The organism is Paenibacillus protaetiae (genome assembly GCF_004135365.1).
In the GTDB taxonomy this organism is placed as follows: Bacteria; Bacillota; Bacilli; order Paenibacillales; family Paenibacillaceae; genus Paenibacillus_AP; species Paenibacillus_AP protaetiae.
In genome coordinates this window covers 1,238,855-1,263,337 of the sequence record NZ_CP035492.1, presented here as the reverse complement: position 1 = coordinate 1,263,337, position 24,483 = coordinate 1,238,855, and the positions used below count along the sequence as shown (strand labels likewise).

The following is a 24,483-nucleotide window of genomic DNA, read 5'->3' as shown; positions in this document are numbered from 1 at the left end:
TGTATTTGGGGCTGTCTAAAAAAAGACGGCCTATTTGCTTTGCAGAAAGTCGAATTTAGTCGTATATTAAAGGATAAAGGATTGGAAAAATGGCCTAATTCAATAACGGTCTGAGAGGGGTAACACAATGGGAAACTTGACTCAATACGGTATCCATCTGGATGCGCAGTCGATTCACGACAAGCAATTTGAAAAGAAAATGAGAGGTTATGACTCCCAGGAGGTAGACGAGTACCTCGATGAAATCATAAAAGACTATACGAGAATGCAGGAAATCATCGCGAGATTCGAAGCCGATCTGGCCGACATCCATGTCGAGCTGCTTAAAAACAAAGAATCCTATGACCAGTTTATGATGAAAAGAAGGCTGGAGGATTTGGAGATTAAAGTGTTTGGCGAACGAAGAGAGCATCTGCGCCCGCGCCTGTAGGCAGAAGCGGCAGCCCTGAGCAAGCTCCTGGGAAAGGAGCTTGCTCAGGGCTTTTTTCCTATTATACCAAGAGGAACATGCTGTAACGGGACGCGTTGCAGCGCCGCCGTATTTGGTTCCGTTATGCTTCCTATGGTATCATTAGACTATACTGAACTGATTTTTGGAGGGAGTACCATTACGAACATTGCGATGAACGACGCCATGACTATGCTCCAGCAAACGAGCAGGACTTTTTTTATTCCGATCAGCCGTTTGGAACAAGGGCTAAAAGAAGCTGTAGGTGCTGCTTATTTATGTATGCGCGCAATTGATGAAATCGAAGATCATGAGCAAATTCCGGATCATTTAAAAACGGAGCTGCTTTACGGCGTACACGACACGATTAAAGCTTCTCCATCGGTGTCCGATGGCATTAAGAACCTGCTGGCGCCGCATAAGGATATACTCCCTGCTGTCAGCCTGCGGCTTCCGGAATGGATGCAGCTCTGCCCGTCTTCGATTATGGAAACGGTTAACCACTATACGGCCAAAATGTCCAAGCTGATGGCAGACTGGGTAGGGAAGAAATGGACGATTCGTACGGAAGAGGATTTGGACGGCTACACCTACAGCGTTGCCGGGCTTGTCGGAGAGATGTTGTCCGATCTATGGATGTGGTATGACAAAACGGACTCCGACCGGGAAAAGGCGGTTGCGTTTGGACGGGGATTGCAAGCGGTTAATATTTTGCGCAACCGTAAAGAAGATTTGGAGCGGGGCGTTGATTTTTTTCCGGATGGCTGGGGTATGAAGGAAATGCTGGCTTATACGCGGCGAAACTTGAAGCTTGCCGATGAATATACGAAGGAATTGAAAAAAGGGCCGGCAAAAGATTTTTGTAAAATTCCTTTGGCGCTGGCACATGCTACGGTGAAAATCATCTCCATTGGCGGCAATAAACTGACGCGCGATATGGTACTAAAAATCGTAAACAAAATGTGATCGTACTCAAACCGGGTTCCATGGACAGGACATGGAGACCCGGTTTTTCTATTGCCGCAACCGGGGTTCCACGAATAGGGGACCCCGGTTTTTTTTGCTGTATGCCGCTCCTGTATTTTGCTTAAATACGACCGGGCCATTGGCGAAAGGAAGCTGAAAAAGCGTAAATCATGAGAGATTCCTCATCATATGGCGAAGGCATGGGACATATATACAAGCATGGGCGGGTTCGTAATGAACAGGCAAAACTCGAATATTTTCCGCTCGGGTTCGTTTGTATCCATGCAAACTTGAGCAAGGTCGACAAACAAACATAAATTTCTCATACAGCTTCTGACACGCTTTTCCGTCTTGCATGTGTACAATCTAACCTATATCGTGACGAGTTACCTTAACAAATAAGGAAGAGGTGTAGTCATGCGTAAAAGGAATAAATTAGTGATTCTTTTAGGATTGAGCCTTCTCATGTTATTCATTGTTCAAATAAGGTTCCAAACCACAATTAAAGCTGCGTTGGAAACTAATCAATCAAGCGGCGTGCTGTTACATAACCTCAAGGCAAGCGGTGCCGGACACTGGGAGACTGTAGGGCTCGGGAAAGAGGATCCGCAGCTATTGCTGGCGGCGCTTACAACGAAACAGCTGGCGGAGGATACGGTCAAGCTTCAGGAGCCGGTTGCGGCAGAGCCGGAAATCAGCGCCGTTCCCGTATCGCTGGAAAGCAAGGCGGCTGCAGCGCCGGAATTAGAAACCTATAAAGTGACAGCTTATTACTTAAATGTCCGTGTAAGTGCAAGCGCCGACTCCAAAATTGTAAAAGTGGTGGAACAGGGCACAACGATAGAAGTAAAAGGGACTACGCCAAACGGCTGGATGGAGCTGTCCGGCGGCGGATATGTGCATGGCAATTACGTTGTGCCGGTTGAGGAGCAGCCAGAGCCGTCCGTCTCGGCCGCGGCCGTGCAGGATGCGCCTGTCCGGATTGCTTCGGTATCCGATGTTCTGGTCAAAAGAGCGGTTTCGCTTCCGGATGATCAGCCTGATGCCAGCAACCCGGCGAAACCAACGCTGCAAGTAAAATCGGATTCGGGATTGACCGAAGAGCATATTGCGCAGCTGTTTGAAGGAACGGATCTCGAAGGCCACGGCCTGGAGCAAGCTGTGCTTGAGATTGAAGAAGAATACGGAATTAACGCTTATTTTACGATTGCGGTTATGAAGCTTGAGAGCGGCAATGGGGAAAGCAAGCTGGCTAAAAATAAAAATAATTTATTTGGCTTAAACGCGACCAGCAGTACGAGAGCGTCCAGTTTTGAAACAAAAAGTGACAGTGTAAGGACTTTCGGGCAAATATTATCGGAAAATTATGTAGGCAAAGGGTATACGACCATCGACAAGGTTGCGAGAAAATATTGTCCGTCTAATCCGAAATGGGCGAATCTCGTCTATACGATTATGAAACGGGATTACAAAAAGCTATGACGAAGCGGGAACATAAGGCGAATTTGCGCGCCTATACATAGAGCAGTAAAAGAAGAAGGCGGCTCCTGCCCTGGAGCCGCCTTCTTCTGCGTTTATTCCGGCGCGGCGGGAATGCAGCCGCTTCGCCTTAATCTCTACCGGCGGAGTAAATCAGGTAAGCCAGCTTCATCGGTTCTGTTGCGGCGGTCGTCATATGGTCGCCGAACCCTTTCAGCAAGCGGAATAGTCCAAGCCGGGAAGACATATGCGGGTGCCAGCCGAATTCATTGCTTCCTTGCGGGAATACGTTGTCTTCAATCAAATAGATATAGCTTTTCGGAATGGTCAACGAATAATAGGTTTTCAAATCAAGCTTCTCAAACAGCGGCGCAGCCGGCTCCGGCGAGATCCGGCTGTACAGCCGGTTGACCAGATCCTGTCCCGCGAGATTAACGAATGTTTCGCGGAATACCGGATAAGGCAGCATGATCGTGTCGTCAGCCGAGCTTTTGCGGAGAGCTTCAAACATGCTGCGCACATCGGGCGGGAACTCATCGGAGACGCTTTCTCCGTCCTTTAAGACAAATGCGTCCAGAAATACCAGCCGTTTAATCCGGTCCGGCACAAGCTCCGCCGTTTTCTGAATCACGCTCCCGCCAAAGCTATGCCCGACCAGCACTGCCTGATGCACATTATTGTGAATCATATCATCTGCAATGGCGCGGGAGATTTGGGCGTGAGTCACTTTTTTATCCGTCATAGCTCCATGGCCGGGATATTCCGGCACATAGACGTGATGCCCCAGCTTTCTTAAGCCGGCGGCTACGCCGTCCCAGAATGTAACGTCTGCCCAAGACCCATGCACGAGTACAAACGTAAGCGGCTCAACCGTACGGATGCGCGGCCGCTGCGGCATTCCGGTGTATAGGTACGGATAACGGCCGTTATAGTAGGCAAGCAACGCATACGGGTCGGAATTATATCCGTTCAGGCCTTGGAAATATGGCCCATACAGGTCGTCATACATTGGAATCTTCCTTTCGCTGCAAGTCGTTAACACAGCATATGCCCATATACAGCGAAAGGTTTTTGTCAAAGCTAAGGGTCCATTCGTTTAGGAATGTTCGGGTGGTTCAGGTGCTATGGAGAACCCTTCCTCGAGCAAATATTGCTCTGCTTCTTCGAAACTTTCAAACACCATGTCCAAGTTTAGACCGGCGTAAATAAACCACAACTCATCTTCATGCTTCAGCTGCAGCGTTTGCCCGTCTTTATTCGCCCACAGCTGCAGGCGCGCTTTTTTGTTCGTTTTGCGGGCGCTGCGAGCAGACGGAGCGGCCGTTTCCGGCGCTTCGGACAAGCTCCGGATTGAGGCTTCGATAATTAGGCGCAGCTCTTCAGCGGAATAATCCCGGATATTGACAAGTCCTTTGTCATCCGTCTCATAACCGCTTAGCAGCCCGGCATACACGTAACCGTTTCCGTTTTTGTGCAAATGGTAAATTACATTTTTACGGTCGTAGGCGCTCCCGTCGAATTGGAAGTTAACGCGTCCCATCGAAACATCGCTGCGACTCAGCTCGGGAAAAGATAAAGCAATTTCAAGCTTTTGATCAAACGTAAGCATAGGAACCCCCATAGTTCATCTCATATTGTGCACATGATTATACCATACTTTTGCAGCGGGGGTTGTCCTGTGCTCATACCGCCTGCATCTGGCGAATATAAGTAGAAAAGTCGGCCAGGTTGCTTGGCAGCCGTCACCCGGCAATACGACCGCAGAGGCAGCGGATTTCACGGCAAGCAGGAGGGGACGCGTCTGAACGATGAATTGGATTGGTTAATGATGCAGTTAAACGATAAGGGTGAAGCCATTAAGAAGCTGGCGCGCGGACCCGCACAGCCATTAAGCGGTTACATACCGCTCCGACGGGAGCTGGATGGGCTAACCGCATTTATTACAAGCGAAGATCATGCGGTGTTGTGGAACCGTCACGCCGGGAATAACGAGCTTCAGCTAGCCGCAGGGATTTTACGCGACAATGTGGCGATTGCCCTGAATAAGCTGGAGCTGGCGGAAGCGGGGGCCTTTCTGATGGGGGAACTGGAGATTGGCGGTTATGTTGATGCGCTTTCTTCTTCGGTGCGGGAAGAACTGGGGCTGCTCCAGATTGGACCGGAATCCAGAGTGGTCTTTATCGGCTCCGGATTTTTCCCGCTGTCCGCGATAACGATTGCCAGAGAAGCCGGGGCATCAGTGTGGGCTGTAGACCATCACCCGGATGCTGTATTTTGCGGCAGGCTTGTTGCGGAACAAGCGGGGCTTGCCGGCCAAATCCGGTTTATTGACCGGTTGGACGACAAATTGTTTCTGGCGGACGCGACGCATGTAATTGTCGCTTCTTTCGTAAAAGATAAGCGGATCGTGCTGAAGAAGCTGCTTGCCGCCGAAAGCGCAAGCGCGCTAATCGCGATGCGATACGGCAACGGCATTAAATCCTTATTTAATTTTCCGTTGGAGCTGGAAGAAACGTGTGAATGGCTGAATCGTACACGTGACCTGGAAGCTCCGGCTGCTGCCCTGCAAATTGGAAGCAACCTTTATGATGTCCTGCTGATTCCTTCAGCTGCAAAGGGGCATATCCGGAACGAGCCGTATTCCATCCCGAAGGGGCAAGGTCGGGACCCCAATATGGCAAATGCAAGCGGAGGGAGATCGGCAGGATGAATGAACCGAATGAACCGGTTTTCAACCGTGTGCTCGTTATTGGGGCCGGGGCTGCCGGCCTTCATGCAGCAGCGGATTTGGCTGCCGGCGGCTGGTGTACCCGGATCGGCTTGCTGAACCGGGACGGAGAACGGGCAAGGCGGCTGGAAGCCGCCCTGCATACATCCGAGATGGTGATTGAAGTTCACTATGAACCCGGCAAGATTGCACAACCGCCGAAACGGGTAAAGCTGGACCAATATCATATCGGCTATGAAGCGGTTGAGGATAGATGGGACACGATTGTGCTTGCGATCCCAAGCGACGAATATAAAGCGGCGATAAAAGCGTTGCCTTTGCACCGCATGAACGGCTTGAGAACGATTATGCTTTTATCGCCGGGTATCGGCTCCTGCCTGCTTGTAAGAAGCGCCGCCGGCATGCAGCGTGACCGCCTGCAAATCATCAGTTTATCGACTTATTACGCTGCATCGCGGCTTCACCCGGATCCCGCCCGGCCGGAGACGGTTATTGTCAAAGGGGTCAAAAAAAAAGTGACGGCCGGAGCTGTAGGCCCGGGCCATATTCCGCTCAAGCGGCTCCAGGCTTTTATCGAAAGCTTGAAGCTCGAATGCGCAATAGCGGACCATGCGCTGGATGCGGAAGCAAGAAGCATTACGACGTACGTACATCCCGCGTTTTTTATCCATACGTTTTCCTTGCAAGAAATTTTTTATTCCGGGGGAACCGGTCTCTTAAATCCATGTATAAATTATTTCCGGAAGGTCCGATTATGCCGGAGTCGATTCGCCATATGGTGCTTTTGTGGAAGGAAATAAGCGGGCTGCTTCGCTCGCTCGGCGCAGAGCCGGTCAATTTGCTGAAGTTTTTAAATGACGATAATTATCCGGTTCGCGAAGAAAGCCTGACCAGAGAAGAGCTTGAACGTTTTCCGGAAATGGAGCAAATTAAGCAGGAGTATCTGCTGTACGTCCGTTATGCTTCTATATTAATTGACCCGTATTCTGAACCGGACGAAAACGGCCGCTATTACGACTTTTCCGCTTTTCCTTATGAACGTGCAGCATGCGATTTACAAGGGCGGTGGACGGTGCCGAGGGTGCCGTATGAAGATTATTGCCGGATAAAGCTGCTAACTGAACTCGCCCGGCTTACGGGCGATCCGATGGAGACGGCGAACAAGCTGGCTGCCTTATTCGAGAATCAGCTGTCCCGGTTTGTAGAGGAAAAAGGTGCTGCGAATGTTCATGAGCGCTATGCAGCTGCGCCGGCTGTGGCGGAGGATGCTGCGAGCATCTGGGCGGAGCTTCAGGCGCTGCGCACGCTTCTAAATGGTTGAACAACAGGAAGGTATCGCCTTGCATTACGGTTTGAATGCGGGATATATTAATGTCCAGGAGGCGATAACATTCCATGAAAAAATATTGTGGAGCTCTTGTACTGTCCGCTGCGCTTATTCTGACAACAACGGGATGCGCAACTCATAAGGACTATACGACGAAGTCAAATCATCAGCAAGTCCGTACGATTGACAATAATGGCACGATGGGAACCCGTTCCTACAATTTGAACGGAACGAGAGCACGAACACTTAATGAATACAACAACAGCTACGGCACCGGCCGCACCTATTCTGGGTCTAACGGATACAATCACACCGGCAGCAATTACGGCGCTAATGCTTACAACAAAGATGTTTCGCAAAAAATTGCAAAGCATGTATCATCTATCCGCGGTGTCAATAAAGCGACAGTTGTTGTATACAACAAAGACGTTATTGTGGGGATCGACACCAAACACGGCACTAACGCAACCAAGCTGAAACAGGATGTGAAACGTGCGGTTGAACATGTGCAGCCGGGTTATAAAGCGCATGTCACCACGGACACCGGCTTGAATACGCGTATCCGCAGCCTGGATTCGAATTTTACCGGCACCGGCCGTGATATTGCGCCGCTTGACGGGCATCCGGTCCGCAACTTTGCCAATGATGTAGGCGTTCTTATCAATGATATCGGCCGGACGATTACCGCTCCGTTCCGATAAGCATCCGGTTCGAATGCATCCAAGCGGGAGTCCGTTGCAGCGGATTCCCGCTTTATAATTTCATCTGCCGATCCAGATTCCTCATAATAAAAGGATCAGATCCGGATGCCAAGCTGCTGTTCAGCAATTTGTACCAGGCGCCTCGTAATATTGCCCCCGATCAGTCCCATATCTCTTGTTGTCATATAGCCATAGTAACCATCGTTCGGAAGCTGGATGCCCAGTTCCGTTGCAACTTCATATTTCATTTGTTCCAGTACAGCCCGCGCTTCCGGTACTAGCAGCTGGTTAGAAGAACGTCCTCTTGCCATCGAATTCGGCTCCTTTATTTGGTTTACAGGTATTATGAGATAAGTCTGCCAGCATTATGCGAAAGAAGGCTGAAATTACCGAAAGCCGCATTGGCGCCCCCATGCTACAATGGTAGGCATGGAGGGGATAGGCATGTTTTTTACACCACCCATGCTCCCGGAGCCGTGCAGCGAGCCGTTTGATGATGAGCGGTATTGGTTTGAGCCGAAGCTGAACGGAAGAAGGCTTTTATTATCCTTTTTTGAGCAAAAAACAACTTTATATAACCGTTTCGAACAAGATGTAACCCGCCAGTACCCGGAGCTGTGCAGAGTGCCGCTCCATGTTCCTGCCGATGTCGTGCTGGACGGCGAGGTTGTATATTGGAATGCGGATACCGGCCGGACGGAGCCGGAAACCGTTGCAGACCGGTTTAGATTAACCAAAGATACCCGTATTCGCGATGCGATGAAGCAGTTCCCGGTTACGTATGTAGTATTCGACATTTTGTATTATGACGGCGTGGATACAAGGCAATGGCCGCTCTGCTGGCGCAAAGCGTTATTATGGAGCATCCTCGAGCCTAACGGCCGGTTCCGCCATATCCCGATGCAGGATACTTTCGGCGTACAAGCCCATCGGGAGGCAGGTTTGTTCAGCGGCATTATCGCCAAACGCAAAGACAGCTTGTACGTGAGCGGCCATAACAACGGCTGGCAAGTTATTGATCATTATAAATATGAACAGGTTGTTATTTCGGGTTTCCGCAAAAACCAGCTGGGCTGGCGCATTTCGCAAAACGGCAAATGGATAGGGCTGATTGAGCATCCGATTGCGCAAGAAAACTGGCTGCAGCTCCATGAAGCGGCACAAAGCCGGGTTGCCGGCGAAGACCGTAATTATTATTATTTGGAGCCGGGGCTTGAGGTTTGCATCCGGTTCCGGAACTGGACGCGCGACGGGTTGCCGCACCGGCCGGAGTTTGTAGCGTTTACCGGATAATGCCGCCGGCAGCTTTTTTGGCATGAAGCAGACAATAGCCCGCTTATTCGACTATATGGTATAATTTTCTGATAGTATCGTATATTCGGAGGAACATAAACGTGACGGTTACTTATATCAAGTCGTTGAAATACGGCAATGTTCCCCACTATGAGTGGGAAACGGAGCTGCTGGAGCAAGGAGACGGCTATGTCTTTGTCCTGGGTCAATACGGGCGCAAGCTGCGGCACCATACGAAACAAGCGGTCTTCACGATAAATAACTGGGCGATTGAGTTTTTTTCAAGCAGCCATTGGTTTACCGTTAGTGCGGATATCGTTGACGGACGCATTCATCAATATTATTGCAATATTAATCAGCCTGCAGTTATCCAAGGAAACGGCATTTCCTTTGTGGATCTGGATCTGGACCTTATTTGCCGCGACGGCAAGTGGAGTGTCGTGGACGAAGACGAGTTTATCGCACATATTGCCGAGTTTGGTTATCCGCAGCAGCTTGTGGACCGGACTAGGCAAGAGCTGGCTGCGCTTCAGGAACGCATTGCGAGCGGGCAGTTTCCATTCGACGGAACGATTGAGCGACTTGCCGGGCAAATTCAATACAGCCGTTAAATTCCGACTGAAAAAGGAGGAATTGACTTTCGCGCGTCGAAGGAAAAAGGAAGCAGAGAATGCTACTACTATAAAGCAAGGACGGATATGAAGATGCTGAAGGAGAAAATTTTAAATAGACAAGCCGGTATCGTGACTTATGGCATTACGCCGCCCAAATCGGCCTATTCCCCCGAAAAGATTATGGAGATTTCACAAAAGCAATACGAGCGGCTGAAGGATCTCGATATCGACGGGCTGATTTTGTACGATGTCCAGGACGAAGCGGACAGAACGGATGAAGAGAGGCCGTTCCCTTACTTGAATACGCTGGAGCCAACTCATTATTGCAAAACGTACTTGAGCCAATGGCAAGTGCCCAAAATTATTTACCGCTGCGTCGGCAATAATTCGGAACAGGAACTGGAAGACTGGCTGCGGCAGGACGCGGAGGAAGACCGGTTCTCGGTTTTCGTCGGCACTTCTTCCAGCAAGCAGCAAACAACGATCAAGCTGCCTGACGCCTATGACATGAGCCGGAAGCTCAACGACAGGCTTATGCTGGGCGGCGTCGTAATTCCGGAGCGCCATATGAAAAAAAATGATGAGCATATCCGGATTACCGAAAAAGTAAACGGCGGCTGCCGTTTTTTTGTATCGCAGGCTACCTTTAATGTCGAGGCGTCAAAAAACATGCTGTCCGACTATTATTACCACTGCTTGGAGAACCGGCTGGAGATGGTGCCGATCTTGTTCAACCTCGCGCCGTGCGGCTCGCAAAAAACACTCGAATTTATGAAGTGGCTTGGCATCAGCATTCCGAAATGGCTTGAAAACGATTTGTTGAATTCCAACGATATATTGGATAAATCCGTTTCGCTGTCGCTCAAAATTTTCGAAGAGCTGTTTGAATTTGGCTTGGAGAAAGGCATTCCGATCGGCTGCAGCATCGAAAGCGTTTCGACCCGCAAGGTTGAAATCGAAGCGTCCGTGCAGCTGGTGAAAGATATCAAATCAATCATTGACCGGAAGCTTGGCGTTTATTCCGCTGTATAAGCTGAAAGGCCGCTTGAGGGGAGCAGATGCTCCACCGTCAAGCGGCCTTTGCTATGGTTATTGCTGCGCGGCTTCATGTTCCAGCCTGCGCAGCTCGACTCTGCGGATTTTGCCCGAGCTTGTTTTCGGCAGATCGGTGACGAATTCGATTTTGCGCGGATACTTATAAGGAGCCGTGCATGCTTTCACGTGGTCCTGCAGCTCTTTGACCAGCTCCGGCGTTCCTGTTACGCCGTCCTTCAGCACGATGAATGCTTTGACGACATGGCCGCGGATCTCGTCCGGGCTTGCGACAGCCGCACATTCTTTGACCGCATCATGCCGCTGCAGCGCTTCCTCCACCTCAAACGGGCCGATTGTATAACCGGAGCTGATAATAATATCGTCCCCGCGCCCCTCAAACCAGAAGAACCCGTCTTCATCCTTGCTGGCGCGGTCGCCGGTAATGAAATAAGAGCCGATCATGTTGCTCGCCTTGCGTTCCGGATCTTTGTAATAGGAACGGAACAAGGCAGGCATATCGCCGTGTACGGCAATGCTCCCTACTTCGCCTGCGGGAAGCGGCCGTCCGTCTTCATCAATAATTTCAACCAGCCCGGGCGCTATTGATTTGCCCATGGCTCCGATCTTGATCGCGGAGTCGATCAGGTTGCCGATCAGCAGCGTGCTTTCCGTCTGTCCATAGCCGTCCCGAATGGTGATGGAGAACAGGTCCCGGAAGGTGTTGATGACCGATTGGTTTAATGGTTCGCCTGCAGAAACCGTACTCCGCAGCGACGACAAATCGTATTGGCCGAGCGTCTCCAGCTTGGCCATAATGCGATATTCGGTAGGCGTACAGCACATGACCTGGATCCGGTTTGTTTGGATAAGCTCCAAATAACGCTCCGCTTTGAACGGTCCGTTATAAACAAAACCGGCAGCGCCGTTGCCCAGCACGGATAGAAACGGCGTCCAAATCCACTTTTGCCAGCCTGGTGCAGCCGTTGCCCATACCAGATCGGATTCGCGAATGCCCAGCCAGGAAGAAGTGATTTTCAAATGCGCATATCCCCAGCCGTGGCTGTGCACGACACCTTTCGGATTGCCGGTAGTGCCGGATGTATAAGCGAGTACGGCCATATCATCCCGGTGTGTCTGCACCGTATCCATATGGTCGGGCTGGCCTTCCATGATCGAGCTTAAAGAGATCCAGCCGCTGCCGGAAGCTTGGCCGCTTGCGTCTATGCGGAACTGCAGCTCCGGGAGCTCTTCTTGAATCGCGTCCACTTCCTGCGCGCCGCCTGCCCAAGCCACAACGGCACGGGCGCCGGAGTGGGCGAAGCGGTAAGCGAGATCTTTGGACCGCAGCATTTCGGATGAAGGGATGATAACCAGCCCCAGCTTGAAACATGCTAAATAAATGATATAGGCTTCAATCGTGCGCGGTACCATAATCAGCACGCGGTCGCCTTTGGCCAGGCCCAGGCTGCCCAATCCGCCGGCAAGCCGGCTTACCTGCTTCAGCAGCTCCGAATAGCTGATTTCTTCGGTGCGGCCTTGCTCATCCAGCCATTTCAATGCGGTTTTGTCCGAATTGTGCCGTTCTACTTCAGACACGATATTGTATTGTTCGGGTGCAATCCATTCCTGAAAGTTCACGCGCTTATTCTCCTTTTTTTACGAAACGATAATGTCATGAAATTAGCGTAAGTATATCATAACTTTAATACCTGGTACTAAACTATTCTTCCCAGTCTGTCGACTTTGTTTCATAAATATGATACACTTTGCGAGAAAAGAGAACTTTTGTTCGCATTTAGAAGGAAGGAGGCTTCTCGTAATGGCGGAGCCTTTAAAAGATATGTATACCAAGACGTTTCTGCAAAACTTTGGCAAGCTGATACGAACAGCTTATCCGCCGTTTGATACCGCCGGCTTTATTGCAGGCGTCATGGATGAAACCTGGGACAGCCTTGAGTTGAAGGCACGTATTCGGCGCATCGCCGTTCAGCTGGGGAGCTTCCTGCCGGCAGCCTATGAAGAGGCATTGCCTATTTTGTTTCAGATTGACGGGCAATGCGAAGGATTTCCTTATTTGTTTTTTCCTGATTTTGTTGAGGTATCCGGGCAAGGGGACGAACATTGGCCGTTATCCATGCAGGCGCTGGAGCGGTTTACGTCCAAGTCGTCGGCTGAATTTGCCGTCCGCTCGTTCCTGCTTCGGGATCCGGAACGGATGATGAAGCAAATGCTGGAGTGGGCCGGGCATCCGGACGAGCATGTGCGCCGTCTGGCAAGCGAAGGATGCCGTCCGCGCCTGCCATGGGGACAATCGCTGCCGGTATTTAAACGAGATCCGGCGCCGATTATGCCCATACTTGAGAGGCTGAAGGCCGATCCGTCGCTTTATGTACGGAAAAGCGTCGCCAACAACTTAAACGACATTGCCAAGGATCACCCGGAACTCGTCCTGGAAACGGCAAAGCGCTGGATCGGAAATGATCCGCATACAGACTGGATTGTGCGGCATGGCTGCCGGACGATGATCCGCAAAGCAAACCCGGAAGTGTTAGAGCTGTTTGGCTACGCCGATGACGGAGACGGCCAATCCGGCTTGGCGGAAGAAGCGGAGATTACCGCGGTTCCTTCCGAGATCGCCATAGGCGGGCAAGGCGAGCTGAATTACCGCATCCGAATCCGGCCGGGCGCTCCGGCGAAGGTTCGCGTGGAGTACGGCATCGCGTTCAGGAAAGCGAGAGGGCAGGTGTCGACGAAGCTGTTCCTGCTATCGGACAAGACGGTTGAAGGCGGCGCGGTCCTATCCGGTTCCCGGACGCACCGGTGGGCGGATTTGACGACCCGGAAGCATTATGCGGGAGAGCACCGGATAGCGCTTTTGCTGAACGGAAAGGAAGTCGCGTCTTCATGTGTGCAGCTGCGGGAGGAGTAAGATGTCTCTTGCCGGATTCGCCCGCATGATACATGTGCAATAAGGCCATCCCGATTTGTAAACCATCCGCAAACCCGAGGAGCACATGGAAATGTCCAGCTCTCTCGGGTTTTAGCTTTGCCCGTTTTATGTTTACCCATAACATTTGGTTATGGAAGGTATACAAAAGATTCATTGTATTTATCGTGCGATGTGAGGTAATATTCGAGAGACATTTTTATCGAGGAGAGAGAAACATGCTGACGAAAAAACAAACGGTTCTATATTTGTTATTCCTCATTTTGATGTGGGGAGTCAATTGGCCGCTTTCCAAATATGCATTAACCTATACGCCGCCCGTTCTATTCGCCGGCTTGCGCACGTTAATCGGCGGGGTGCTGCTGATCGGCATTGCGCTTCCGCGCTGGAGGCTGCTCCGGCTGAAGCAAAACGGGCTGATTTATTTGATTTCTTCCCTATTAAGCATCGTGTTTTATTACGGCTTCCAGACGATTGGGCTTAATTATATGCCGGCCGGTATTTTTTCTGCGATTGTGTTTTTACAGCCGGTATTGCTTGGCTTGTTTGCCTGGCTGTGGCTTGGCGAACGGATGAACGGCCTGAAGCTGCTTGGCCTGCTGCTTGGTTTTTTGGGGGTTGCGGCGATGAGCGTCGGCGGATTCGAAAACGGCTTGTCGATCATCGGCATTGTGCTTGCGCTTGCTTCGGCGTTAACTTGGGCGTTTGGCACCGTATATATTAAACGTGTGGCGGCGAAGGTCGACATGCTGTGGATGACGGCGAGCCAAATTACGATTGGCGGCATTATTATGCTTGGATACGGAAGCTTGACGGAAAGCTGGTCCGCGATTGAATGGAGCGCTTCATTTATGACCGACACACTGTTTATTTCCGTATTCGTCATCGCACTCGGCTGGCTGGTTTATTTCAAGCTGATCGGCTCGGGGGAAGCGGCCGTAGTTGGATCTTTCACCTTCCTGATCCCGGTCGTGTCTATTACTTGCAGCGTTTTGTTTATGAATGAGCATGTCACGGCCAATCTGCTTGCGGGACTTGTACTGATCGTATTCAGCATTGTGCTGGTCAACTATAAGCAGAAGCAGCGGAAACAGCGGCAAGCCAGCTTGCAATAGCTGTCCATTTTCACAAAAATAACAGGCTTCAGCTGCAAAAGAACGTTGAGTTGACCTGCTTTTACCGTATATAATAGAACGAATGAATTAAAGTCCAAGATGAAAAGGTGTCATACATGAGCATATTAAACGTAGAGCGGTTAAGCCACGGATTCGGCGACCGCGCCATCTTTAACGATGTTTCGTTCCGCCTGCTGAAAGGCGAGCATATCGGCCTGATCGGCGCAAACGGCGAAGGCAAGTCGACTTTTATGAACATTATTACCGGAAAGCTGCAGCCGGACGACGGCAAAGTCGAATGGTCCAAAAAAGTGCGCGTAGGTTATCTCGATCAGCATGCGGTGCTGACCAAAGGGATGACGATTCGCGATGTGCTGCGCAGCGCGTATCAATATTTGTTTGACATGGAACAAGAGATGAACGACATGTACGCCCGCATGGGCGAAGTGTCGCCTGAGGAACTGGAGCAGCTGCTGGAAGATGTAGGCACAATCCAGGATACGCTGACGAACCAGGATTTTTACCTGATCGACGCGAAGGTGGAAGAAACCGCCCGGGGCTTGGCCTTACCGATATCGGTCTGGACAAGGACGTTACCGACCTGAGCGGCGGTCAGCGCACGAAAGTGCTGCTTGCGAAGCTGCTGCTGGAGAAGCCGGACATTCTGCTCCTTGACGAGCCTACCAACTATCTCGACGAGCAGCATATCGAATGGCTGAAGCGTTATTTGCAGGAATATGAGAATGCCTTTATTCTTATTTCCCACGATATCCCGTTCCTGAACAGCGTCATCAACTTGATTTACCATATGGAGAATCAGGAGCTGAACCGCTATGTCGGCGACTACGATCATTTCCAGGAAGTATACGAAATGAAAAAATCGCAGCTGGAATCGGCTTTCAAGCGCCAGCAGCAGGAAATTGCCGACCTGAAGGACTTTGTTGCGCGCAACAAAGCAAGCGTAGCGACACGCAATATGGCGATGTCGCGCCAGAAGAAGCTCGACAAGATGGAAGTGATCGAGCTGGCGAAGGAAAAGCCGAAGCCTCAGTTCAACTTCAAGGAAGCCCGGACAAGCGGCAAGCTTATATTCGAAACGAAAGATCTCGTCATCGGCTACGACAGCCCGCTGTCCCGTCCGCTTGATCTGCGCATGGAGCGCGGCCAGAAAATTGCCCTTGTTGGCGCCAACGGTATCGGCAAAACGACGCTCATGCGGAGCATCCTTGGCGAAATCAATCCGATTTCCGGCTCCGTGCAGCGCGGCGATCTGCTCCATATCGGTTATTTCGAGCAGGAAACGAAGGATACGAACTACAATACCTGTATCGAAGAGGTGTGGAAGGAATTCCCTTCATTCACCCAATTCGAAGTGCGCGCCGCGCTTGCGAAATGCGGCCTGACGACGAAGCATATCGAAAGCAAAATCGCCGTGCTGAGCGGCGGCGAAAAAGCGAAGGTCCGCTTGTGCAAGCTGATCAACAGCGAAACGAACCTGCTGGTGCTCGACGAGCCTACCAACCATTTGGACGTCGATGCGAAGGATGAGCTGAAACGCGCCTTGAAGGCGTACAAAGGCAGCATCCTGCTCATTTCCCACGAACCAGAGTTCTACCGCGATGTCGTGACCGACATCTGGAACTGCGAATCGTGGACAACGAAAGTATTCTAAGCATAAGCCAGTCAGCCTGTCCGCGAATCATTGCGGACAGGCTGCTTTTTTTTGCAGGTTAACCGGTATATTAGGCGGCTCGCACCTGTTCTGCCCTTGACTGTGCGGGTGGAATTGAATACCATATTAACAACTCAATAAGGCGCAGACGGATCTATAGTACGACGGCAATTCGCTTGCAACAGCGACTTGGGGACGGTGAAAGCCCAAGGTAAGCTGCCTCGGAAACGGCAATCCTGAGCCTGAGCGATAAGGGGGCGCAGCTTCAACGCGCCAACTGGGGTGGAACCGCGGGAGAACAGCTCTCGTCCCCGGATAAGCATAACGCTTGTCCGGGGACGAGAGCTGTTTTTGTTTACGGACATTTGTTTAAACGGTTATGAAATTACAAGGTTGAAAGGGGATTTCAGCAAATGGGCGAAGTAACGATGGATCAAATTACAGCAATTGCAAAAAGCAGAGGGTTTATATTTGCCGGTTCCGACATATATGGCGGCCTGGCCAACACTTGGGACTACGGCCCGTTGGGCGTTGAGCTTAAAAACAACATAAAACGGGCATGGTGGAAGTCGTTTATTCAGAAGTCCCCTTATAACGTTGGACTGGACGCCGCTATTCTGATGAATCCGCAGGCTTGGGTTGCTTCAGGGCATGTCGGCAACTTCAGCGATCCGATGATCGACTGCAAAGCATGCAAGGCGCGTCACCGCGCAGATAAAATTATCGAGGAGGCGTTAGGCGGCCGCGGCATAGAGTTGATCGTTGACGGGTTATCATTTGATCAAATGATGGAGCTTATCCGAGAGCACCGTATCGAATGTCCTTCTTGCGGCGCCTTTGATTACACGGATATCCGGCAGTTTAATCTCATGTTCAAGACGTATCAGGGAGTCACGGAAGAAAGCTCCAGCCAAATTTATTTGCGTCCGGAGACGGCGCAAGGGATCTTCGTCAACTTCAAAAACGTGCAGCGTACAATGCGCAAAAAACTTCCGTTCGGCATCGGCCAAATCGGCAAAAGCTTCCGCAACGAAATTACGCCGGGCAACTTTACGTTCCGCACGCGCGAGTTCGAGCAGATGGAGCTTGAATTTTTTTGCAAGCCGGGCGAAGATTTGGAATGGTTCCGGTATTGGCGGAGCTTTTGCCGGGACTGGCTTCTGGCATACGGGATGAACGAGGAAAGCATCCGGCTGCGCGACCATTCTGAAGAAGAGCTGTCGCATTACAGCAGCGCGACGACCGACATTGAATTCCGCTTCCCGTTCGGATGGGGCGAGCTGTGGGGCATCGCCGACCGCACCGATTACGACCTGAAGCAGCACATGCACCATTCGGGCGAGGATTTCCATGTCCTTGATCCGGATACGAATGAGCGGTATGTCCCATATTGCATCGAACCGTCGCTTGGCGCCGATCGGGTTGCGCTTGCTTTTCTGATAGATGCATTTGAGGAGGAAACGCTGGAAAGCGGAGAGACGCGGCATGTGTTTCATTTTCACCCTGCGCTGGCCCCGTACAAAGCGGCGGTGCTGCCCTTATCGAAAAAGCTGGCGGAAGGCGCGGAGCGTATTTTTCAAGAGTTGTCGCGGCATTATATGGTAGATTACGATGAGGCGGGATCTATCGGCAAACGATACCGCAGGCATGACGAAATCGGCACCCCCTTCTGTATCACTTACGATTTCGACAGCGAAACGGACGGTCAGGTGACGGTAAGAGAACGGGATTCGATGGCGCAGCAGCGCATGCCGATCGAGCAGGTTCGGAGCTTTTTGGAGCAGCGGATTAACGGAACCGATGCTAACTAATGACGGGATGGGGGAATAAAGGCAATGCAAGCGATAGGCAAGCTGGCGGAACTGAGCCGTTATCCGGTGAAATCAATGGCAGGAGAAAGGCTGGAGGAATCGGCGCTCGTTCCGACCGGCGTGTACGGCGACAGAACCCGTGCACTCGTGGACGAAACCAAACAAGGCTGGGACCGCTACGTGACGGGAAGGAATATCCCGCAGTTGCTCGGCTATAAAGCGAGGATATTGGACAAAGACGGCGCCAGGGCGATTCCGCAGGTCAAAATCGAAGCGCCGGACGGTACGCTGCTGGACTGGGGCGAGGAGCTGCTGGAACGCGTGCAGCCGCTGTTCAAACGTAAAATAACGTTATTTACATGCGATGAGCATGACGATCTGCTCGCTGTAGATGCCGGGCAGGTGCTGATCGTCACGGACCTTGCGCTGCGTAAGCTGGAAGGGCTATTGGGCAAACCTGTCGACATGCGCCGCTTCCGCGCTAATATGACGATTGTGCTGGAAGGAAGCCCGTTCCAGCAGGAGCAGGAACTGATCGGCGAGCGGCTGCGGATCGGCGGAGCTGAGCTTACTGTAACGGAGCCTTGCGACCGCTGCTCGATGATTACGCTGGATCCGGATTCGCAAGTGCGGGATGTAAGCATTTTGAAGGCGGTGAATGAAGGGCTGGGGCTGCATTTTGGCATTTATGCAACCGTGGTGCAGCCCGGCACAGTACGGGTAGGCGACGATGTGTTTTGGATGAATAAACAAATTGATTAAGCTTGCGCATCAAAATAAAGTAACCCTACTATTATGATCGGATATCATGTATAATGGAACTAGCTGACATGATACCGAAGGAGTGGTTACGTATGACTCAAGAACCTGCATCGACCGTACCGCAGGTCCCATCCGTTCCGATGCCGCTGGTCCGGTTCAATAACTGGGTTACGCTTGCCCTGCTGGCCATCAGCTGGATTACGCAGCAGCCTTGGATTGCGGCGATCCCGCTTGTGACTTGCGGACTTGGAGCCGCAATCGGCTGGAATCCGGTCATTTGGATTGCCAAGCAAAACTTTAAGCGCCCGCCTTCCTCTTACGTATCGGAGGAAAAAGCGCAGCTTCGCTTTAATCAGACGCTTTGCACCGGGATGCTTCTTGTGGCAATCATTAGCGCGGCAGCAGGCTGGACGGCTGGCTTTTATATTTTTACGATTTTGCCTGCACTGGCGAATATCGGCGCATTGGCCGGTTTTTGCGTAGGCTGCTTTATCCGCTTCCGCTGGAATCAATACCGCCATGCGAAAAAACGGGCAGATGCATAACGGTCCAAAAGCGCAGTTTCAATCCGCTGTTATTCTCCAAACCGTATGGAATGGCATGTTAGGGAACAGCGGGAGTAATTGCGGACGTGAAGGGAATAGGGGAACGCGTCCGTAAAACATGCATGAACACAAAACAGCCTTTCTCTGCCGCATCGCCAGCGGCGGAGAAAGGCTGTTTTGTTTGAAACGGATGGAGCCACACCTTATAAGGCCGGGTACCGCTGCAACCCGTCTTAAGAACGCGAACGGATTTCCTGGCGCATAAACAGCACATACGAGATGCCGAAGCAAATCATCGTTTCGGCAATCATGCCAACCAGCTGCGGCCACGAAAGCAGGATGCTTTGCGACAGCGGCAGCGGACTGGCAATAGCCCCGACAACCTGCTCGGTCGTCAGCGGCCCAAGTGAACGGACGCCTGGCATAAGGAGCGTGCTGGTTGCCTCGGAGAACAGATAGGAAGGCGAGATCCGGTTCAGCAGCAGCATCCAGTGAATATGCCCAAGCTGCGTATCCAGGCTGGATGTATCCGACGGCGTTGTCGCTTTGTCGATCAAATCCACAATCATGCTGAAGAAGACAGAGAAAAAAATCCAAAGCGCAATGCCGGACAACGCCGACGTTGCCGCCTGGCGGAACCGGATTGAGAACAAGATCGACAAGTTGAGCCAGAAGCCGACGTACACGACCGCAACGATGACAAAGCACAAGACGCGCAGCACTTCTTCCGGCGTTGGAGGATACCCGATAACGAACAGCCCAAGCCCCATGACAAGCAGCCCCAGCGAAAATAATACGACACCGATGAGCATGAGCGAAGCGGTAAACTTCGCAAGAATAAAATCGTCGCGGTACAGCGGCTGCGACATCAGGCGGCTGAGCGTACCTTTATTCCGTTCCGTATTCACGGCGTCAAAGCCAAGCGCAATGCCGATAAGCGGTCCCAGAAACGAGACAAAGGTGACGAATGTCGGCAGCGTCCCGTCGGAGGCGGTGAACATTTGCAGGAACAGGAAGGTCGTGTCCGTCTGCTGGCTTTTGACTCCTGCCTGAATGGCCGTTACAGCTGCGTAAATGGACCCGATGCAAGCTAATGTAATGATGCCGATCAGGATGGTAAACCGCCAGCTGCGCAAATGGTCGCCAAATTCCTTTTGTACCATGACCCAGAACGGGCCTGCAGACCGGCGTGAGGCTGAACCGGAGGAGGCGTCCCGTATGTTCTTCCCGGCAAGCCTTCTCCAGAAGCCGTTACTGAATGTTGTTGCTTCGCCCAAGCTGTCCGCCTCCTTCAAAATAACGGTGATAAATATCGTCAAGCCCGTATTGCTTGCGCCGGATCGAATGGAGCAGGGCGCCGCTTTCCAGCACGGCGCGGGCTGCGTCCGAAGTCAAATCGCGCGTGCTCACCAGTACCGCTTCGGCGGGCTGAGCGCTGCCAGCTGCCGGGAACGGCTGCTCCGGGCCTTGGTAGGACAAGATGCCGTCCAGCCCGGCAAGCCGGGCTTCCAGCTCACTCGTCCATGGCGAAGCTGACAGCTCCACGGTAATTTTGCCTTCATCGTCCAGCTGCTTCGCCAGCGATTCGATGTTGCCGGAAGCGATCAGCTTGCCTTGCACAAACAGGCCGACGCGGTCGCATATTTGCTGCACCTGATGCAGATGATGCGAGGACAGCAGTACAGTCAGCCCTTCATTGCGGCTTAGCTGCTCGATCAGCTGCAGCAGCTCGCGAACCCCTTCCGGGTCAATGCCAAGCGTCGGTTCGTCGAGGATAATGACCTCGGGCTTCTTAATCAGCACATCGGCGATGCCCAGCCGCTGCCGCATCCCTCTTGAGAACGCACCGACTTTTTTGCCGAGCGCATGCTGCAAGCCGACCCGTTCAAGCAGCTCCATCGCCTGCACGCGGGCTTCCCCGGGCGCAATGCCGTTCAAGCGGGCCGTGAGCATCAAATTATCCAGCGCGGTCCGGTCCTCATAGAAGCCAACGTCATCCGGCATATAGCCGACACGGCGTTTCACTTCCAGCGGCTGGCGGGTCGGGTCAAGCCCGCATACACGCACTTTGCCGCCCGACGGCTCGGTTAAGCCCAGCATCATCAGAATCGTCGTCGTTTTGCCGGCTCCGTTCGGGCCGAGCAGGCCAAACACTTCGCCTTTGGCGATAGTCAAATCCAGCTGGTTGACCGCGGTTTGCTCGCCGTATTTTTTCGTAAGCCGGGTCATTTCAATGATCGGTTCCTGCTGTAAAAGCGTTTCGTGTAAGGTCGGTTGCACGATTACCGCCTCCCAAACTTCCGGAACAGCCCGTAAATGCCGCCGATTACCGCCAAAATGATGACAATGCCGATCCATCCCCACAAGACGGATGACTTGACGGCGACACGGAATTGGGCGTTGGCGGATTTTTCAGGCGCTGCTGCATTAACGTTAACAACATAATCGCCGGCGAGCGCTTTTTTGTCCGCTTTAATCGTTGCTTGCACATGCGCTGTTTGCCCCGGCTGGATGGAATCAATGGTGGAAGGCTCGAAGGTGACTTCCCAGTCGGTTGGCGTATCGGCCGACATGGCTACTTGCTTCAGCTCTGCGGAGCCGGTGTTTGTGACAACAAGATCAACTTTGCGCTGCGAACCTGCGGTTACATGGGTGCTGAGCAGGTCGTTAGGCGTGCTGAGCGTCATGTTGTACGTGCCGGTTACGACCGCTTCAACCGTCGTGTTAGCGGATGTCGAATTGTTGGAAGCCGTAATCGGAATGTCGTATTTACCGGCTTTTACCGATTCGGGCGGCTTCGCAGTAATGGTGATGCTTTTTTCGCCGTTTGGATCGACGTCAACCGAAGTTACGCTGTTGCTGCCGTCACTGAACGTTACATCCCAGCCGGTTTCGGCTTTCGCGGCCAGTGCGTACGTTTGCTTCTCGGCCGTCCGGTTACGGAGTGTGGCGCTGAATGTAAAGGTTGAATCCGAATGGCCCTGGATGTTCGGCTGATCGGTCGTCAGCTCCGTGCGGAACGTGCCTTGCTCGGATACTTGAACGGCCAGCGGCAGCGCTTCTCCGCCTGCATTCAACTGGAATTGGTATACGCCTTTATTGATTTCGAGCGGAACATCGAGCTGCAGATTAACCGTCTGCGTTTCGCCGCCTTTTACCGCCAGCTTGCTGACCGTACGGCCGCCAGCCGTCAGCTCGTAATCCCATTTATTCCCTTTCGTATCGAAACCAAGATCGACCGTTTCGGTCGAAGAACCGTGGTTGATAACGTCGATGGAATACGCAATGGAGTCTCCCGGCGGCGCCGAAAGCTGCAGATAAGGCGTGTACAGTTCCACCGAGCCTGCGGCCGCCGCCGGCAGCGCGCCAAGCCCCGCCGAAACGGTTCCGAATGCGATTCCTAAAGCGAGCAACCATTTGTAGCCTGTCTTGCGGCATGCTTGAAGCATGCGATCCCCTCCTGAACATGGAATGATGTCTGCGTCTTGCGCAGTTTACGTAATCGGTACGATTCAGGAACGAATTCGGATTTACGAACCTGAAAAAAAATTTAATTTTCCTTGCGCCGATTTTTTGATAAAACGTTAAATAGATCAATTACTGTTAAGCGGGCTGATGAAGGAGGGGGACCCGTTGAGCCGTCAGGAAACGAATATGTGCGAAGTGCTTCACGATATGTGCGAAGGGGAGACAGAAGCATTTGACCGGTTTTATGCGCGTTATGCTCCTTTAGTGATGCAGGTTGCGCTCCGCATGCTGGGCGAACGGATGGAAGCGGAGGATGTGTGCCACGATGTGTTTCTGGAAGTGTTGCGGCGCGGCAGGCATTATGATCCGTCGCGGGGGTCGCTCGAGGCATGGCTTTCTGTGATGACCAGAAGCAGATGCCTGGACCGGCTGCGCAAAAAGAAACGGGTTGTGCAAAGAGACGAGCCGCTGGAGGAAACGGCCGTATCCCATGACGGCAGCTCGGAAGAGATGGCCTTGTTGAGGCTGCAGAAGGAAGCGTTGAACGAAGCGCTGCAAATGCTGCCGGACCGCCAGCGCGAAGCGGTGGCATACAGTTACTACAGCGCACATACGCAGCAGGAGATGTCCGCAGCCTGGAACGTGCCGCTGGGAACAGTCAAATCATGGGTCAGATACGGCATTCATAATATGCGCAAGCATATGGAGCGACAGGGATGGATGGAAGAGCGGAAAGACGCCGCAAAGGAGGGACCGCGATGATGGCGCCGCAGCAAGAAGCAAGCTGTAAGCTGGGATACGGAGAGGAATCGTGGATTGACTGGCTGCTCGGCAAGTTTTCGGATAGGCAAAATGAAGCGATGGCCGCCCATTTGGCACATTGCGGGGCATGCCGCTCGCTGGTTGAGTTATGGGGACCGCTGCTGGAGGCGGGCATCCCGGAACATTCCGGCGCAGGAAGTGGAATGGCAGCCGAACCGCAGCTGCCTTCGGACCAGGTTCGCCGGAAGCTGCGCAGACGCGTGCAGGCTGCCGGAATGATGCGCCGGTTCCGAAGCGGCTGGACGGTGCATAAACGCTGGGCGGCGGCCGCCGTGTCGGCGGTTGTTGTCCTCCTGTGCGCGGCTGCGCTGTACAATAGCGTCCGCCAGCCCGCCGATCAGCGGAATGCTTATGTGGCGCGGCATGAACCAGGCGCAGCTTCATTTATGAACGATCCCGAGACGGCCAGCTACAAAGTTCATCCTTACAATGATGAGCTTGGCGAAGGTTATGTCTGGTATAACGGCAACTCCAGCGAAATGCTGGTTATGCTGGAAGGGATGCTGCCAAGCGACGATTACGACATACAAGCGTGGGCGCTGGAAGGCGGCCATCGGACGAATCTCGGCTTGCTGGCGCATTTGGAGCAGCGGCGGGCGTATTTGTTCATTAAGGGGCATGCGCTCGATAAAGCTAGCCGGCTGGCGCTGACGATCGAGCCGAGCGGCGGAAGCGATACGCCAACCTCGCCGGATGCGTTCCTGTTTCAGCTGCAGCGGTAGAACATCTAGCTGCCGCACAGGACGGGTC

The 24,483-nt window shown here is 52.4% G+C and carries 24 protein-coding genes and 1 pseudogene; 18 read left to right on the top strand and 7 right to left on the bottom strand.

Annotated features, from left to right (window positions below):
- Positions 1-127: 127 nt before the first annotated feature.
- The 3 genes from ET464_RS05600 (at position 128) to ET464_RS05590 (ending at position 2,896) form a co-directional block, all read left to right on the top strand.
- A complete protein-coding gene (locus ET464_RS05600) occupies positions 128-430 on the top strand; it encodes a DivIVA domain-containing protein (protein ID WP_129438984.1) in 303 nt (100 codons plus the stop codon).
- A gap of 204 nt (positions 431-634) precedes the next feature.
- Positions 635-1,414, top strand: a complete 780-nt coding sequence (locus ET464_RS05595; protein WP_129444124.1) for a squalene/phytoene synthase family protein — start codon at positions 635-637, stop codon at positions 1,412-1,414.
- Between the two features lie 615 nt (positions 1,415-2,029).
- A complete protein-coding gene (locus ET464_RS05590) occupies positions 2,030-2,896 on the top strand; it encodes a glucosaminidase domain-containing protein (RefSeq protein ID WP_165279917.1) in 867 nt (288 codons plus the stop codon).
- 127 nt (positions 2,897-3,023) lie between these two features.
- Here the strand turns inward: ET464_RS05590 and ET464_RS05585 are convergent, their stop codons facing one another.
- Positions 3,024-3,902 (bottom strand): alpha/beta fold hydrolase, encoded by an 879-nt coding sequence (locus ET464_RS05585; protein WP_244226684.1) that lies wholly within the window; start codon positions 3,900-3,902, stop codon positions 3,024-3,026.
- A gap of 87 nt (positions 3,903-3,989) precedes the next feature.
- Positions 3,990-4,502: a hypothetical protein gene (locus tag ET464_RS05580; RefSeq protein ID WP_129438980.1), complete on the bottom strand. Its 513-nt coding sequence runs from the start codon at positions 4,500-4,502 to the stop codon at positions 3,990-3,992.
- 123 nt (positions 4,503-4,625) lie between these two features.
- Here ET464_RS05580 and ET464_RS05575 point away from each other — a divergent pair, with 123 nt between their 5' ends.
- The 4 genes from ET464_RS05575 (at position 4,626) to ET464_RS05560 (ending at position 7,649) form a co-directional block, all read left to right on the top strand.
- Positions 4,626-5,603: a class I SAM-dependent methyltransferase gene (locus ET464_RS05575; RefSeq protein WP_129438978.1), complete on the top strand. Its 978-nt coding sequence runs from the start codon at positions 4,626-4,628 to the stop codon at positions 5,601-5,603.
- Positions 5,600-6,421, top strand: coding sequence for an opine metallophore biosynthesis dehydrogenase (locus ET464_RS05570; RefSeq protein ID WP_129438975.1), 822 nt, complete (start codon positions 5,600-5,602; stop codon positions 6,419-6,421). Before ET464_RS05575 ends, ET464_RS05570 begins: the two co-directional genes overlap by 4 nt.
- Positions 6,376-6,942 (top strand): opine metallophore biosynthesis dehydrogenase, encoded by a 567-nt coding sequence (locus tag ET464_RS05565; RefSeq protein WP_425271746.1) that lies wholly within the window; start codon positions 6,376-6,378, stop codon positions 6,940-6,942. The genes ET464_RS05570 and ET464_RS05565 overlap by 46 nt, the downstream gene beginning before the upstream one ends.
- Before the next feature lie 74 nt (positions 6,943-7,016).
- A complete protein-coding gene (locus ET464_RS05560; protein WP_129438971.1) occupies positions 7,017-7,649 on the top strand; it encodes a YhcN/YlaJ family sporulation lipoprotein in 633 nt (210 codons plus the stop codon).
- A 95-nt stretch (positions 7,650-7,744) separates the two neighbouring features.
- On the opposite strand, the gene ET464_RS05555 is transcribed toward ET464_RS05560, so the two are convergent.
- Positions 7,745-7,960: an alpha/beta-type small acid-soluble spore protein gene (locus ET464_RS05555; protein ID WP_129438969.1), complete on the bottom strand. Its 216-nt coding sequence runs from the start codon at positions 7,958-7,960 to the stop codon at positions 7,745-7,747.
- A gap of 133 nt (positions 7,961-8,093) precedes the next feature.
- On the opposite strand from ET464_RS05555, the gene ET464_RS05550 reads away from it, so the two are divergent.
- From ET464_RS05550 to ET464_RS05540, 3 genes are all read left to right on the top strand, one after another.
- Positions 8,094-8,942, top strand: coding sequence for an ATP-dependent DNA ligase (locus ET464_RS05550; protein WP_165279915.1), 849 nt, complete (start codon positions 8,094-8,096; stop codon positions 8,940-8,942).
- Positions 8,943-9,043: 101 nt separating this feature from the next.
- On the top strand, positions 9,044-9,553 hold the full coding sequence (locus ET464_RS05545; RefSeq protein ID WP_244226683.1) for a DUF402 domain-containing protein: 510 nt from the start codon (positions 9,044-9,046) through the stop codon (positions 9,551-9,553).
- A gap of 87 nt (positions 9,554-9,640) precedes the next feature.
- Positions 9,641-10,588, top strand: a complete 948-nt coding sequence (locus tag ET464_RS05540) for a methylenetetrahydrofolate reductase (RefSeq protein ID WP_244226682.1) — start codon at positions 9,641-9,643, stop codon at positions 10,586-10,588.
- Between the two features lie 57 nt (positions 10,589-10,645).
- Here ET464_RS05540 and ET464_RS05535 read toward each other — a convergent pair whose 3' ends face one another.
- Complete coding sequence (locus ET464_RS05535) at positions 10,646-12,229, bottom strand: acetate--CoA ligase (protein ID WP_129438963.1); 1,584 nt, start codon at positions 12,227-12,229, stop codon at positions 10,646-10,648.
- 181 nt (positions 12,230-12,410) lie between these two features.
- Here ET464_RS05535 and ET464_RS05530 point away from each other — a divergent pair, with 181 nt between their 5' ends.
- The 6 genes and pseudogenes from ET464_RS05530 (at position 12,411) to ET464_RS05505 (ending at position 19,443) form a co-directional block, all read left to right on the top strand.
- Positions 12,411-13,520 carry a DNA alkylation repair protein gene (locus ET464_RS05530; RefSeq protein ID WP_129438961.1) on the top strand — a complete coding sequence of 370 codons (1,110 nt, stop codon included), beginning with the start codon at positions 12,411-12,413 and terminating at the stop codon, positions 13,518-13,520.
- A gap of 236 nt (positions 13,521-13,756) precedes the next feature.
- Positions 13,757-14,653, top strand: a complete 897-nt coding sequence (locus tag ET464_RS05525) for a DMT family transporter (RefSeq protein WP_129438959.1) — start codon at positions 13,757-13,759, stop codon at positions 14,651-14,653.
- Between the two features lie 116 nt (positions 14,654-14,769).
- A pseudogene (locus ET464_RS05520) lies at positions 14,770-16,325 on the top strand (ABC-F family ATP-binding cassette domain-containing protein).
- Positions 16,326-16,738: 413 nt separating this feature from the next.
- Complete coding sequence (locus tag ET464_RS05515; protein WP_129438957.1) at positions 16,739-18,136, top strand: glycine--tRNA ligase; 1,398 nt, start codon at positions 16,739-16,741, stop codon at positions 18,134-18,136.
- A 24-nt stretch (positions 18,137-18,160) separates the two neighbouring features.
- Positions 18,161-18,898, top strand: coding sequence for an MOSC domain-containing protein (locus tag ET464_RS05510; protein ID WP_129438955.1), 738 nt, complete (start codon positions 18,161-18,163; stop codon positions 18,896-18,898).
- Between the two features lie 92 nt (positions 18,899-18,990).
- Complete coding sequence (locus ET464_RS05505) at positions 18,991-19,443, top strand: DUF4395 domain-containing protein (RefSeq protein WP_165279914.1); 453 nt, start codon at positions 18,991-18,993, stop codon at positions 19,441-19,443.
- A 233-nt stretch (positions 19,444-19,676) separates the two neighbouring features.
- Here the strand turns inward: ET464_RS05505 and ET464_RS05500 are convergent, their stop codons facing one another.
- The 3 genes from ET464_RS05500 to ET464_RS05490 are packed head-to-tail and all read right to left on the bottom strand — an operon-like array spanning position 19,677 to position 22,892.
- On the bottom strand, positions 19,677-20,720 hold the full coding sequence (locus tag ET464_RS05500; RefSeq protein WP_244226681.1) for an ABC transporter permease: 1,044 nt from the start codon (positions 20,718-20,720) through the stop codon (positions 19,677-19,679).
- Positions 20,695-21,672 (bottom strand): ABC transporter ATP-binding protein, encoded by a 978-nt coding sequence (locus tag ET464_RS05495; RefSeq protein ID WP_244226744.1) that lies wholly within the window; start codon positions 21,670-21,672, stop codon positions 20,695-20,697. Before ET464_RS05495 ends, ET464_RS05500 begins: the two co-directional genes overlap by 26 nt.
- Positions 21,673-21,725: 53 nt before the next feature.
- A complete protein-coding gene (locus ET464_RS05490; RefSeq protein WP_129438949.1) occupies positions 21,726-22,892 on the bottom strand; it encodes a COG1470 family protein in 1,167 nt (388 codons plus the stop codon).
- 184 nt (positions 22,893-23,076) lie between these two features.
- Here ET464_RS05490 and ET464_RS05485 point away from each other — a divergent pair, with 184 nt between their 5' ends.
- Both ET464_RS05485 and ET464_RS05480 read left to right on the top strand, forming a co-directional pair.
- Positions 23,077-23,673 (top strand): RNA polymerase sigma factor, encoded by a 597-nt coding sequence (locus tag ET464_RS05485; RefSeq protein WP_244226680.1) that lies wholly within the window; start codon positions 23,077-23,079, stop codon positions 23,671-23,673.
- Positions 23,670-24,455, top strand: a complete 786-nt coding sequence (locus ET464_RS05480; RefSeq protein ID WP_165279913.1) for an anti-sigma factor — start codon at positions 23,670-23,672, stop codon at positions 24,453-24,455. Before ET464_RS05485 ends, ET464_RS05480 begins: the two co-directional genes overlap by 4 nt.
- The last annotated feature ends 28 nt before the right edge of the window (positions 24,456-24,483 follow it).

Excerpts from the sequence above, each read along its gene's own strand:
- ET464_RS05600 (WP_129438984.1), top strand. The coding sequence starts at position 128 with ATGGGAAACTTGACTCAATACGGTATCCATCTGGATGCGCAGTCGATT.
- ET464_RS05595 (WP_129444124.1), top strand. The coding sequence starts at position 635 with ATGACTATGCTCCAGCAAACGAGCAGGACTTTTTTTATTCCGATCAGC.
- ET464_RS05585 (WP_244226684.1), bottom strand. The coding sequence starts at position 3,902 with ATGTATGACGACCTGTATGGGCCATATTTCCAAGGCCTGAACGGATAT.
- ET464_RS05580 (WP_129438980.1), bottom strand. The coding sequence starts at position 4,502 with ATGCTTACGTTTGATCAAAAGCTTGAAATTGCTTTATCTTTTCCCGAG.
- ET464_RS05570 (WP_129438975.1), top strand. The coding sequence starts at position 5,600 with ATGAATGAACCGAATGAACCGGTTTTCAACCGTGTGCTCGTTATTGGG.
- ET464_RS05565 (WP_425271746.1), top strand. The coding sequence starts at position 6,376 with ATGCCGGAGTCGATTCGCCATATGGTGCTTTTGTGGAAGGAAATAAGC.
- ET464_RS05560 (WP_129438971.1), top strand. The coding sequence starts at position 7,017 with ATGAAAAAATATTGTGGAGCTCTTGTACTGTCCGCTGCGCTTATTCTG.
- ET464_RS05555 (WP_129438969.1), bottom strand. The coding sequence starts at position 7,960 with ATGGCAAGAGGACGTTCTTCTAACCAGCTGCTAGTACCGGAAGCGCGG.
- ET464_RS05550 (WP_165279915.1), top strand. The coding sequence starts at position 8,094 with ATGTTTTTTACACCACCCATGCTCCCGGAGCCGTGCAGCGAGCCGTTT.
- ET464_RS05540 (WP_244226682.1), top strand. The coding sequence starts at position 9,641 with ATGAAGATGCTGAAGGAGAAAATTTTAAATAGACAAGCCGGTATCGTG.
- ET464_RS05530 (WP_129438961.1), top strand. The coding sequence starts at position 12,411 with ATGGCGGAGCCTTTAAAAGATATGTATACCAAGACGTTTCTGCAAAAC.
- ET464_RS05525 (WP_129438959.1), top strand. The coding sequence starts at position 13,757 with ATGCTGACGAAAAAACAAACGGTTCTATATTTGTTATTCCTCATTTTG.
- ET464_RS05515 (WP_129438957.1), top strand. The coding sequence starts at position 16,739 with ATGGGCGAAGTAACGATGGATCAAATTACAGCAATTGCAAAAAGCAGA.
- ET464_RS05510 (WP_129438955.1), top strand. The coding sequence starts at position 18,161 with ATGCAAGCGATAGGCAAGCTGGCGGAACTGAGCCGTTATCCGGTGAAA.
- ET464_RS05505 (WP_165279914.1), top strand. The coding sequence starts at position 18,991 with ATGACTCAAGAACCTGCATCGACCGTACCGCAGGTCCCATCCGTTCCG.
- ET464_RS05495 (WP_244226744.1), bottom strand. The coding sequence starts at position 21,672 with ATGACCCGGCTTACGAAAAAATACGGCGAGCAAACCGCGGTCAACCAG.
- ET464_RS05490 (WP_129438949.1), bottom strand. The coding sequence starts at position 22,892 with ATGCTTCAAGCATGCCGCAAGACAGGCTACAAATGGTTGCTCGCTTTA.
- ET464_RS05480 (WP_165279913.1), top strand. The coding sequence starts at position 23,670 with ATGATGGCGCCGCAGCAAGAAGCAAGCTGTAAGCTGGGATACGGAGAG.